Annotated in this window: 8 protein-coding genes; 5 read left to right on the top strand and 3 right to left on the bottom strand. The window is 56.3% G+C overall.

What is annotated here, in order from left to right; all coding sequences use genetic code 11:
- The first annotated feature begins 50 nt into the window (after positions 1–50).
- A complete protein-coding gene (gene ppnP, locus RZ35_RS08390; protein WP_026742901.1) occupies positions 51–335 on the top strand; it encodes a pyrimidine/purine nucleoside phosphorylase in 285 nt (94 codons plus the stop codon).
- 618 nt (positions 336–953) lie between these two features.
- A complete protein-coding gene (locus tag RZ35_RS08385; protein ID WP_026742900.1) occupies positions 954–2,744 on the top strand; it encodes a methyl-accepting chemotaxis protein in 1,791 nt (596 codons plus the stop codon).
- 56 nt (positions 2,745–2,800) lie between these two features.
- Here RZ35_RS08385 and rdgC read toward each other — a convergent pair whose 3' ends face one another.
- The 3 genes from rdgC to sbcD form a co-directional block, all read right to left on the bottom strand.
- On the bottom strand, positions 2,801–3,712 hold the full coding sequence (rdgC, locus tag RZ35_RS08380) for a recombination-associated protein RdgC (protein ID WP_026742899.1): 912 nt from the start codon (positions 3,710–3,712) through the stop codon (positions 2,801–2,803).
- Positions 3,713–3,854: 142 nt separating this feature from the next.
- The gene (locus tag RZ35_RS08375) at positions 3,855–7,538 is read right to left on the bottom strand and encodes an AAA family ATPase (RefSeq protein ID WP_026742898.1); all 3,684 of its coding nucleotides are present in this window, start codon (positions 7,536–7,538) and stop codon (positions 3,855–3,857) included.
- Positions 7,535–8,767 carry an exonuclease subunit SbcD gene (sbcD, locus tag RZ35_RS08370; RefSeq protein WP_026742897.1) on the bottom strand — a complete coding sequence of 411 codons (1,233 nt, stop codon included), beginning with the start codon at positions 8,765–8,767 and terminating at the stop codon, positions 7,535–7,537. The genes RZ35_RS08375 and sbcD overlap by 4 nt, the downstream gene beginning before the upstream one ends.
- A gap of 210 nt (positions 8,768–8,977) precedes the next feature.
- Between sbcD and phoB the strand changes: the two genes are divergently transcribed.
- From phoB to RZ35_RS08355, 3 genes are all read left to right on the top strand, one after another.
- Positions 8,978–9,667: a phosphate response regulator transcription factor PhoB gene (gene phoB / locus RZ35_RS08365; protein ID WP_026742896.1), complete on the top strand. Its 690-nt coding sequence runs from the start codon at positions 8,978–8,980 to the stop codon at positions 9,665–9,667.
- A gap of 27 nt (positions 9,668–9,694) precedes the next feature.
- Entirely contained in the window at positions 9,695–11,020 is a 1,326-nt protein-coding gene (phoR, locus tag RZ35_RS08360; RefSeq protein ID WP_026742895.1) for a phosphate regulon sensor histidine kinase PhoR, read from the top strand.
- A gap of 233 nt (positions 11,021–11,253) precedes the next feature.
- The gene (locus tag RZ35_RS08355; RefSeq protein ID WP_026742894.1) at positions 11,254–12,360 is read left to right on the top strand and encodes a cobalamin-independent methionine synthase II family protein; all 1,107 of its coding nucleotides are present in this window, start codon (positions 11,254–11,256) and stop codon (positions 12,358–12,360) included.
- Positions 12,361–12,588: the final 228 nt, after the last annotated feature.

Below are 12,588 nucleotides of genomic sequence, written 5' to 3'. Positions count from 1 at the left end.
CCAGGATGATTTTTCATAACATGATGACTGTTCGATAAGAGGATGTTTGTATGCTGCAGGTGAACGAGTATTTCTCAGGAAAAGTGAAATCGATTGGTTTTGACAACAGCACTGATGGCCGAGCGAGCGTAGGGGTCATGGCGGAAGGCGAATACACCTTCGGCACCGGTCAGGCCGAAGAAATGACGGTCATCAGCGGCGCGTTAAATGTACTTCTGCCGGGTGCGGTGGAATGGCAGCTGTTCTCCGCTGGGGAGATGTTCTCCGTGCCGGGGCATAGCGAGTTTAATCTACAGGTTGCCGAACCGACGGCCTATCTGTGCAAATACCTCTAATCCAGGTCGTCTGACAGGCGGGCACCGTCAGATACGGTGTCCNCCGCGCCGAAGCCGCCGTCTCAACCCGTGTGTTATTCGCCTTACGGTCTCTTCACCGCACCGTCGCTCGGTCAGCAACAGCGTCTCATCCCTTTTCTCTGAATGTTTTTTCTGTGGAAATGGTTATTTCCGTGTTCATGCGCCGAGCGTTATTTAGTACCTAATGAAATAAATTAAATGTCGACGTAACACTATTTTATTATCACCCTTGATCTTTGAGGTGATATTTTTCTCGGCGCATTATCGGCAGTCAAAATAAAAACTTTACTCGCTTTGGTTAAATATAAAAATCCCCTATGGGAACCTGGGTCTTATTTTTTATTAAAGGGGTTCATGCGAGCCTGATTTATCGATCTTGATGCTATTTTCTTATATTAAAAAAAGGATATAACGCTGTGAATAAATTCCCTTCCGTTGTATTTTGCTGAAGGGGCGCGNCCGCGCGGGGAGGAAATGGGGTGTATCAGGAGGAAAAACAGGACGCTGGCCAAGTATATAAAGAAAAGAAATCCTCTGGTATTCAATTGAGGAAATTACATTGGATATTCAAAACGTTATTACAAATGGTTGACTACTATGCTCAAAACTACACGCGCTCGTATTTTGGCTGTATGTACCGCAATTATCGTTTTATCTCTGATCATTAATACCTTCCTGAATTACCAAGTGGCAGGGAAATATAACGATAAATCCATCGATAATATGCTGTCTGCCGTGACGGAAAGCCACAGCCTGGCTATTGGCGATTGGGTGGCATCGAAAAAACAGATGATGGCTTCGTTGTATGACGTCGCCGCTGGCAGCGACGACCCTGTGCCGATATTCCGGCAGATAACCCGGTCGGGCGACTTTATCAACGTGTATATGGGCTACGCTAACGGGACGGCCAAGTTCGTCGAGACCGGCGGCATTCCCGCAGACTATAACCCGACGGTACGGCCGTGGTATCAGCAGGCGGTAAAAGAGGGCGAGCCGCTGGTGACCGCACCTTATGTGGATATGGTTACCAATACCATCGTGGTGTCGTTTGTCGCGCCGGTTATTGATAACGGTACCCTGATAGGCGTTGTCGGCAGTGATATGGCGATGAAAAATGTGATCGCCAACGTCAATGCCATTCATCCCACCACCGAGAGTTACGGCCTGCTCATTCAGGCCGATGGCACCATCATCGCCCATCCCAACCCTGAACTGACGATGAAACCGCTGAAGGAGATCGCGCCAGAGGTGGCCTTAGATCGCATTTTGTCCGCTAAAACTCCCGTCGAGGTAAAGCTCTCCGGCGTCGACAAACTGGTGCTTGCCAGACCTGTCGCGGGGACGGACTGGTATGTGCTCGTCGCGCTCGACAAGGCGCAGGCGACGGCGGGGATGCATTCGCTGCTTCTGACGTCGGTGATTACGTTGGTGGTCATTGCGCTACTCGGCTCGCTGATTGTCAGCGTGATGGTGAATTCGTCGCTGAGACGTCTGCTACAGGTGCGCGATGCGATGGACGACATCAGCAACGGAACCAATGACCTGACCCAACGGTTGCCGGATGAAGGCCATGATGAAGTGGCGCAGATCGCACGTTCGTTTAACCGCTTCGTCGATAAACTCAGCATGATTATGTTGCAAATCCGCGATGTGAGCGCCTCGCTGCAAATGGCGGCCAACGAGATTGCCGCGGGCAATAACGACTTGTCCTCTCGTNCCGAAGCCTCTGCGGCGAGCTTGCAGCAAACGGCGTCGGCGCTGGAACAGATTTCGGCGACGGTCACTCAGTCGGCGGGGTCGGCCCAGCATGTCAATGAGCGCTCACTGATACTGGCGAAAGATGCCCGCAGCGGCGGCAAAGTGGTCTCGGATGTGATTGTGACCATGGACGATATCGTGGTGGCCTCCGGAAAAATCGGCGACATCATCGGCGTGATTGACGGCATTGCGTTCCAGACCAATATTCTGGCGCTTAACGCCGCAGTCGAAGCCGCTCGCGCCGGCGAGCAGGGCCGGGGATTCGCCGTCGTTGCGGGTGAGGTGCGAGCGCTCGCTCAGCGCAGCGCCCAGGCAGCCAAAGAGATCAAGGCGCTGATTGAGTCCACGGTGCGCAGCGTGGGCGCAGGCTCTAAACAGGTGCGTCAGGCCAGCAGTACCATGAATGAAATTGTCGGCGGCGTATCGACGGTCACGACGGTGATGTCAGAGATCACCCATGCATCGGAAGAGCAGATGAGGGGAATTCAGGAGATCAACAAGGCGATGGCGCAGCTGGACTCGATGGTGCAGCAGAATGCGGCGTTAGTTCAGGAATCTGCCGCCGCGTTTGCTTCGCTGCAATCGCAAACCGAGGAGCTNAATTCGGCGGTCGGTCACTTCAAACTGTAATCGACATTCCCCCGCCTACAGGCGGGGGAATGTTAACGAAGGAGATCAGGGAGGGATCAACGCGGGGCTTCGCCGCCCAGCGCTTCGATCAGGTTAGCGATGAGCGCGGCCAATTCCGCCGTCATCAGAATGAAATCCGCATCGAATTTCTGTGCAAAATCCTCACGGTCGATATCGTCATTCTGCTCCCGCAGCTCGTCTGAGAATTTCAGGCGTTTCAGCGACCCATCGTCGGCCAGCATCAGTTGAACTCGCTCCTGCCAGTCCAGCGCCAGTTTGGTCACCAGCTTGCCCGCTTCGATATGTACGGCAATTTCGTCGCTGACCAAATCCTGTTTCTTGCAGCGAATCACGCCGCCGTCTTCCAAGATGGCCTTCAGCTCGGCTTCGTCCATCAAGGCAAAGCCCTGCGGGGTTTGGCCGGAGCGAACCCACTCGGTCATCGTCAGCTCGATGGGGCTTTCCATCGTCAGCGGCACAACAGGCAGGGAGCCGAGTGNTTTGCGCAGCAGCGCCAGCGTATCTTCCGCTTTTTTAGCGCTGGCGGCGTCGACCATAATCAGGCCGTTGACCGTATCAATCCACAGCCAGATCTGGCTGAACCGGCTGAACGCGCGCGGCAGCAAGCTGTGCAGCACTTCATCCTTGAGGGCGTCTTTTTCGGTTTTTTTCAGTTTGCGGTGCTGTTCGTTTTCCAGCTTGTCGATTTTGGCTTCCAGCGCCTGCTTGATGACCGGCGACGGCAGGATCTTTTCCTCTTTGCGGGCGCAGATCAGAATTTGGCCGTTAACTTCGTGCGTCAGGGCATCGCTGTGGGAGCCCATCGGCGACACCCAGCCGCTCTTGGTCATGTCCTGACTGCCGCACGGCGTGAAAGAGAATGAGGCCAGCTGCTTTTCCATTTCATCCGCAGACAAGCGGACGTCGCGGCTGAGGCGATAAATCATTAAATTTTTAAACCACAGCATTCTGTTATTCCAGGCTGATGCGCAAAAAGAAGACGCGCGCAGGATTAATGTCAGCGCGCATGATAACGACTGAGGCGGGCGACGTTAAGATAAAAAGGTGGTTGCCGTCGCCCGCCGGATTGGCGCAAGTATCACGCCGGGGTTATTTGACCGCGTAGAGACTGTCCAACTGGCTGATCCCCAACCCGTTGCGTTTTCTCACCCGAATTTGCACCTGAATACGCTCTTTCATCGCTTCGACGTGGCTGATGACGCCGATGGATTTTCCCGTCGCATTGAGGTTGTCCAGCACGTCCAAGGCTGAGTCCAGCGTGTCGCCATCCAGCGACCCGAAGCCTTCATCGAGGAACAGCGAGTCGATGCGGGTCTTGTTGCTGACCAGATCGGAAAGCGCCAGCGCCAGCGACAGGCTGACCAGGAAACTTTCGCCGCCGGAGAGCGTGCGGGTATCGCGCGTGGCGTCGGCCTGCCAGGTGTCGACCACCTGCAGTTCCAGCGTGTCGGAGGCTTTACGCTGCAGCAGGTAGCGTCCGTGCAAGCGCGACAGCTGGCGGTTGGCCAAAAATACCAGGTGATCCAGCGTCAGCCCCTGAGCGAAGCGTCGGAACTTATCGCCTTTCTGAGAGCCGATCAGCTGATTTAGCTGCGCCCAGTCTTCGCATTGTTGTCGGCGCCGCGCGACCTCTTCCAGCAAAGNGCGCTGCTTGTCCTGCCACTGCTGGTCGCTTTGCAGCTGTTGACGGATCTCGCCCTGCCGTTGCGCGCCGTTCTTCAGCATATTGTCGAGTTCGGCGAGCATTTGCAGCACGTCCGCATAGACCAGGTTCTCCTGCAGCGATGCCGGTCTGGCCGCCTGATGCTGAGTGAGTTTTTCTTCCGCCTGCGCATGTAGCGCATCGGCCTGCTGCTGACGCTGATTGAGCTGCTCTTTCAGTATGATGAGTTTCTCGCGGATCTCTTCGCTCAATAGCGCGCGGGTAAAGTCGCTCTCATCATCGAACGGGCTAGCCCGCAACGCGTCGGTAAAGCGGCTTTCCGCCTCATTCAGCATGTTCTCGGTGCGCTGTCTCTGCTGTTTCAGCGACTGTCTTTCGCCGGTCATCCGGCTGAGTTGTGACTGGCCTGACTGCCACTGATCCTGTGCCAGTCTAAGATCGCGCTCGTCCTCCTGCGCCTGTTGACGCAGGTGCGCCTGTACCTCTTTAACGCTCTGATTGCCCAACAAATTCCAGCGCGACTGTTGCGCCGTTTCCAGCGATTGCCGCGTCGCTTTCAGCTGTTGCTGTAGCGTGGCGAGGGCCGTTTCCGTGTCTTTCAGACGCTGTTGCGTATGTTCGGTGTCGGCGATCAGCGCCGATAGTTTGGGTTCGCACACGTGCTGTTCGTGTTCGCTCTCCTGCCAGCGCTGCCATTCGCGCCGGCGAAGATTCAGCCACTCTTCTTGCCGGCCGTCAGCGGGGGCGTCGAGAGTAAACTCGGCGAGCTTATGACTCAGGGCGTCATTCAGTCGGGCCAGCTCTTTCTCGGTTTTTTCCTGCGCCTGCTGTAATGCCTGGCGGGACTGGGTCAACGCTTCCCGTTGCTGGGCATTCAGCGCCAGCTGCTGTTCAGTCTGTTGCAGCGACTGCTGCGCGGAGGTCAGTAAATCCTTACTATCCTGAATTTGTCGTCGAGTTTGTTCACGCTCGGCGAGCTGCGCCTGCAACGCTTTCTCCTGCGCGTCGCACTGTTCCTGCCAGCGGCTCAGTGCTTCCGGCTGATTCAGGTCAAAGTCGATGTGCAAGCGTTCACTGACGTTTTGGCACTCCTGTCGCAGGTCGGCGATTTCATCGTTGACCTGATTCAGCCTCAGATGCTGCTGCTGTCGCTGCTGCTGCAACAGATGCAATTGGGTGGTGGTTTGCACCACTTTAGCCTGCAAGGCATCCACTTCCTGCCGCAGCGAATGCAGCCGCCGTTGGGTTTCGGACGGGCGCAGCGACTGATAGCGTTCGATCGCCGGATGATGCGTAGAGCCGCACAGTGGGCACTCTTTACCGGGCTGCAGCTGTGTACGCTCGTTTTCAAGATTGGCGATGCGCAGTTCCAGTTCGTGGCGTTTTTCCAGATCGTCCAGGTGGCCGACGCGCTGCTGATGTTCTCCCCGTTGCTGCTCCTGTTCCCGTTCTAACTGCTGAATACGGTGGTGGTCGTCCAGTAGCTGAGATTCCAGCAGCGTGTGTTGGCTCAGCAAACGTTGCAGAACAGTAGCGCGGGNGGCGAACTGCTGACGGTCTTGACGTTGAGCCGCTAAATCGCTCAACTGCTGACGCAGGTCGTCGGTCGGTTGCGACGCTTCACGCTCTCGGACGCGCTGCTGCAACTGTTCGTAATTTTGCCGAGCGCCTTCCGTCGTTGTCCGTTGCGCCTGCTGTTTTTCTAACAGCGCAGCGTGCTGTTGCTGAAGATAATCGGCGCGAACCTGCTCTTCGTCCGCCTTGGTTCGCTGTGATTTCAGCTCCTGTTGCAGTGCCTGCAACTGGGGAAACTGCGCTTCCCATAACGGAATGTGGCTGCCCCAGTATTGATAAAGGCTATGTTGCTGTCTGAATTCGGCGATTTGAGCCAGCTGCGTCTGAACGCGATCGCGTTCCTGACGCAGTTCGGACTGGTTTTCGATCAGAACTTTTTGCAGTTGCTTCTGCTGGTCTTGCAACTGCTGCTGCTGGTCGCGTTGTTCTCGCAGCGTGGCGATGCGCTGGTCCAGTGGCTGGATCTGCTCGCTGATTAGCGTTTCTTGACGCTGGCGTTCTTCGGCGTGCTGTTGCTGACGTGCTGCGGCATTTTCTTTCTGCGTTTGCAGTTGCGTCAGCGTGCTCTGCTGCTGCGTCATTTGCCGATCGAGTTTGGCGATAAGATTCGCCAGTTGCGTCTTTTCCTCTGTATAACGTTGGCGTTCATTGTAGAGCGGGCGCAGTTTTTCTGCAGGAATGCTGGCCTCCAGACGTTCCAATTGAGGCTTCGCCTGAACGTAGTCCAACTGTAGCGACCGCAGTTTTCCTTGGCTTGAGGTGAGCGCCCGCTGATGTTCGTGCAGCGTCTCAAACCAGCGCTGATGGGCGGTGATATCGTCACGATGGCGTGTATTCTCCAGCTCTTGCTGCTGGAGTTCGCTGAGCTGTTGTTCAAGTTCAGCACGCCGCTCGCTGCTCAGACATTCAATGCCGCCGGCCTGCGCCTGTAGCTGTTCGAGCGCGTTTTGCGCGGCTTTATGCTGCTCAAAGACGCGCTCGGAGATCCGCCCGTAGATATCGGTGCCGGTTAACTCTTCCAACAATTCGGCGCGCTCATTGGCGTCGGCGTTGAGAAAAGCCGCAAATTGCCCCTGGGACAGCATCATGGATTTGGTGAAACGGTCAAAGTCCAGCCCGGTAATCTGCGCGATGGTCGACAGCTTGTCGTTGACTTTATCGCTGATGATTTTGCCGTCCGCGCAGTACGCCAACTCCACCTTCGGCGCCTGCAGGTTGCCTTCCGGCGCGTTGCGCGCACGGCGCTGGCTCCAAAAGGCGCGATAGGCGACGCCTTTCACTTCAAACTCGACTTCGGCCAGGCATTCCGCGGTGTGCCTGGTCATCAGCTCGTTCTGACTGGGGGTGACTTTCAGTCGCGGCGTCTGGTGGTACAGCGCCAGGCAAATGGCGTCCAGCAGCGTGGTCTTACCGGCGCCGGTGGGGCCGGTAATAGCGAACAGACCATTGCTGACAAACGGCTCGCGGGTGAAGTCGATTTTCCATTCACCCTGCAACGAGTTGAGGTTTTTCAGCCGTAGACTCAAAATCTTCATGCGGTTGCCTCCTGGCTATCGTCTTCCACGTCTTGCAGCACCTGATTGAACAGCGTACGCAAACGTTGCTGCTGGCGCTCCTCCAAATCCGGCTCCAGCGCCAGCCGTCTCTCGAAGACTTCACCGGGCAGCAGTTCGTCCAGCGTCTCTTTCTCCTGTTGAACCAGCATCTGTAGATGCTGTTCGCGCGCGCGGCGCAAGAGCACCACCTCCACGTTCAAATCGGCCGTCAGGTTTTGAATATGCTGCTGGATGTCGCTCAGGTAGTCCTGAGTAGCGATTTCAATGTCCAGCCAAACCGGCTTTTCACCGTCGTATTCACGAAAACCGGCCAGGCGACGTTCGATCTCGGACAGGCTGCCTTTAACCAGTTGCATCGGCTGAGAGGCGGGGATCGNCAGGGGCGAGACGTCTTCGAGCCTGTCCTGCTCGAAACGCACCAGATAGACCGATTTCTCGTGGTTCAACTCGTCGAAACTGAGGGGGATAGGCGAGCCGCTGTAGCGAATGTGTTCCGTCTGCGCGATGCGCTGAGGACGGTGAATGTGACCGAGCGCGATATAGTCCGCCGGCGGAAACGCCTGAGCGGGGAAGGCATCCAACGTACCGATGTAGATATCCCGCACGGAATCGGTCGTGGTCACGCCCACCGTGGTCAAGTGGCCGGTGGCGACGATCGGTAGCGCGAGGCCCATCGCTTCGCGTCGGCGCACGGCAAGCTGATAGCTGCGCTGATAATGGTTGGCGATCGCTTCCTGGAGCGCCAGCTGCTTGTCGGCGCCCGACTGCCCGGCCTGGCTGGTCAGCACGTCGCGTGGTCGCAGGAACGGAATAGCGCATAGCAGCGCGCCGGGCTTGCCCTCTCGGTTGTTCAGCACGATGACCTGCTGTTCAAGATCGCCTTCGCAGCTTGCAATGACCTGCGTGTTCAGGCAGGAAAGTAACAGTCGGGACTCGTTCAGGGTGGCGACGGAATCATGATTGCCGCCTAAAATAACCAGCTGACAGCCGGTTTTATGCAGTTCGACCACGAAGCGGTTGTACATCTCCCGGGCGTAGCTCGGCGGCGTGCCATTGTCGAAAATGTCGCCGGCCACGATGATGGCATCGACGTGATGCTGCTCCACCTGCTCAATCAGCCAGCGCAGAAACGCCTGATGTTCCGCGGCCCGGCTCTTAGTGTAGAAGTACTGTCCAAGATGCCAGTCGGAGGTATGAATAATTTGCATGGCGCGTCCTGTTGCGGCGTCGGGATAGCTGAGTGTTACGATTATCGGCGATTATAGACAGACAGTTTAGGGCTGTCTCAGGGAATATCCGCCCCCACGCAGTCAGTTAACCGAGGATGACGAGGGAACCGCTTTATCATAAATCTGTCATAAAACTGACGCATAATCCCTACCGCACGCCAATAGCGACGATTAACGGCAGGATTAACGATGGCAAGACGCATTTTGGTAGTAGAAGATGAGACGCCTATCCGTGAGATGGTGTGTTTCGTTCTGGAACAGAACGGTTATCAGCCTGTAGAAGCCGAAGATTACGACAGTGCGATCAATCGCCTGTCGGAACCTTATCCTGAACTGGTCTTATTGGATTGGATGCTCCCAGGCGGTTCCGGCTTGCAGTTCATCAAACACATGAAGCGTGAAACGTTGNCCCGCGATATTCCCGTCATGATGCTGACCGCGCGCGGCGAAGAGGAAGACCGCGTCAAAGGTCTTGAAGTCGGCGCGGACGACTACATCACCAAACCGTTCTCCCCCAAGGAGCTTGTGGCGCGTATCAAGGCGGTGATGCGCCGCATTTCTCCGATGGCCGTCGAAGAGGTGATCGAAATGCGTGGTCTCAGCCTGGACCCCTCGTCGCATCGCGTCACCACCGAGGACCGGGCGCTGGACATGGGGCCGACCGAGTTCAAGCTATTGCATTTCTTTATGACTCACCCGGAACGGGTATATAGTCGAGAACAATTGCTGAACCATGTCTGGGGCACGAATGTCTATGTGGAAGATCGTACCGTCGATGTTCATATACGCCGCCTGCGTAAAGCGCTGGAAGCCAGCGGGCACGACAAAATGGTGCAGACTGTCCGGGGAACCGGTTACCGATTCTCGACGCGCTACTGATCCCGGACGCTGTGGAGACAACCTCACGTGTTAGAACGTTTATCCTGGAAAAGGCTGGCGGCGGAGTTGGCGTTCTTCTGTCTTCCCGCGCTGCTGCTGGGGCTGATAATCGGTTATCTGCCGTGGTTCTTGCTGGCGGCGGTGCTGGCCGCCCTGTGCTGGAACTACTATAACCAGCTGCGTCTGTCTCACTGGCTCTGGGTCGACCGCAGCATGACGCCGCCTCCCGGTCGCGGCAGCTGGGAGCCGTTGCTCTACGGTTTGTACCAAATGCAATTGCGCAGCCGTCGTCGTCGTCGCGAGCTGGCGGTGCTGATCAAACGTTTTCGCAGCGGGGCGGAGTCGCTTCCCGACGCACTCGTCATCACGACGGAAGAGGGCGGGATCATCTGGTGCAACCGTCTGGCTCAACACCTGCTGGGGCTGCGCTGGCCAGACGACAACGGGCAAAATGTACTCAATCTTTTACGTTACCCTGAATTTTCCCACTACATGCAGTCGCAGACGTTCGATCGCCCGCTGACGCTGCAGCTGAACAATGGCCACCACGTCGAATTTCGGCTAATGCCGTATTCTGAAGGCCAAACGATGATGGTGGTGCGTGACGTCACCCAAATGCATCATTTGGAAGGCGCTCGCCGCAACTTTTTCGCCAACGTGAGCCACGAGCTGCGTACGCCGCTCACCGTGTTGCAAGGGTATCTGGAGATGATGCACGACGGTCCGATGGAGGGGCCGCCGCAGGCAAAGGCACTCAACACCATGCAAGAGCAGACGCGGCGGATGGATGGTCTGGTAAAACAGCTGCTGACGCTCTCCAAGATTGAAGCGGCTGCGACCATCAATCTCGATGAGAAGGTCGACATTCCCCTGATGTTGCGGGTGTTGCAGCGCGAGGCGCAGACTTTAAGTCAGGACAGGCACGAGATTGTCTTTCGCGTCAACGAACAACTACACGTGTTCGGGAATGAAGAACAGCTGCGCAGTGCCGTCTCCAATCTGGTGTATAACGCCATTAACCACACGCCGGAAGGGACACGAATCGAGGTCACCTGGCAGCGGACGTCTCAGGGGGCGCAATTCCAGGTCAGCGACAACGGGCCGGGCATCGCGCCGGAGCATCTGCCTCGGCTAACGGAACGTTTCTATCGCGTCGACAAGGCGCGTTCGCGCCAGACGGGCGGTAGCGGTCTGGGGTTGGCCATCGTCAAACATGCGCTTAGCCATCACGACTCCCGACTGGAAATTCTCAGCGATCTGGGAGCCGGTTCCCGCTTTTTATTCACGCTGCCCAACCGTCTGATTGTGACGTCGCCTTCTCCGGAGTCCCATTCGACGCCTTCCTTGTTATAACCTGGCAGGCCATCATTGTCCGATGGCCTGCTAAACGTCCCCTGCTTCTTTGCTCCTCTGTGCAACGCTGTTACGCGGAATGAAAACTATTCTATTGTCCGATGGCGCAATTCATGTCAGGATGAAATCGCTATAGCCGTCTGGATGTCCGGTTTAAGTGCGATATTCCACGGTTTCTCATTAACCCTGTCTGTTGCGGTCAGCCACCGCCAGCAGCGACTCAGGAGTCAAACATGACACAACCTAAACCTCCGTTCCGTGCTGATGTCGTGGGTAGTCTACTGCGCCCGGCGGCGATCAAGCAGGCGCGTCAGCAATGCCTGGCGGGTGAAATCGATGCGGCGCAGCTGCGCGAAGTGGAAGACCGAGAAATTCTGCACGCCGTCGAGCGTCAGAAAGCGGTGGGGTTGCAGGTGGTCACCGACGGCGAATTTCGCCGTTCATGGTGGCACTTTGACTTCTTCGAAGGGCTGGAAGGGGTTGAAGGCTATGAAGCCGACCACGGTATCCAGTTCAACGGTATTCAGACCAAATCCCGCAGCATCAAGGTCACAGGGAAGGTCGGGTTCAATCCGCGCCACCCGATGCTGGACGACTTTCGCTATCTGAACAGCATTGCGGGAGACGCCGCCGCTAAAATGACGATCCCCAGTCCCAGCGTATTGCACTTCCGGGGCGGCCGCGCCGCGATCGACAGCGCCGTTTATCCGACGTTGGACGCTTATTTCGACGACCTGGCTCAGACCTGGCAGGACGCCATTCAGGCCTTTTACGATGCGGGCTGCCGTTATTTACAATTGGACGACACCGTGTGGTCATATCTCTGCTCCGAAGATCAGAAACGCCAGATCCGCGAGCGCGGTGAAGATCCTGAAGTCCTCGCCAGCACGTATGCGCGGGNGCTGAATCAGGCGCTGGCCAACAAACCGGCCGATTTAGTCATTGGCCTGCATGTGTGTCGGGGCAATTTTCGCTCCACCTGGATCGCCGAAGGCGGCTACGAGCCTGTCGCCAGCACCTTGTTTGGCGGCGTGAACGTGGATGAGTTCTTCCTGGAATATGACACGGAACGGGCCGGCGGCTTCGANCCGCTGCGATTTATTCGTCCGGGCCATCAGCAGGTCGTGCTGGGGTTGATTACCACCAAAACCGGCGAGCTGGAGGCGGTGGCCGACGTGGAGAAACGGATTGCCGAAGCCGCGCAATATGTCGCGCTGGATCAGCTTTGCCTCAGCCCGCAGTGCGGTTTTGCTTCTACCGAAGAGGGCAATACCCTATCCGAAGCAGAGCAGTGGGAGAAGCTGAAGCGGGTTGTGGAGATTGCTAAACGCGTATGGTAACGCCGTATGCGTGTTGTTTTTATAACGCCGATAGTGAATATCGGCGTTTTTTATATCAATAAGTTTTGTTTATGACTGTGTTTAGCGCAGAGCGGCATGAAAGTGCCATATTATTGCTCTGGATGGGCCTTAAATGCACAAATCATGTGTTAGCCAATAAAGAAAAACTAATCACATTCACTGGGTAGAATAAATAATTCAGTTCGATATTCTGCTTTTATGATCGCG

The sequence above is a fragment of the Lonsdalea quercina subsp. quercina genome, assembly GCF_000688655.1.
Lineage (GTDB): Bacteria > Pseudomonadota > Gammaproteobacteria > Enterobacterales > Enterobacteriaceae > Lonsdalea > Lonsdalea quercina.
Note: the sequence above shows the minus strand (reverse complement) of the source record. Positions and strands in the feature narration are given on the sequence as shown.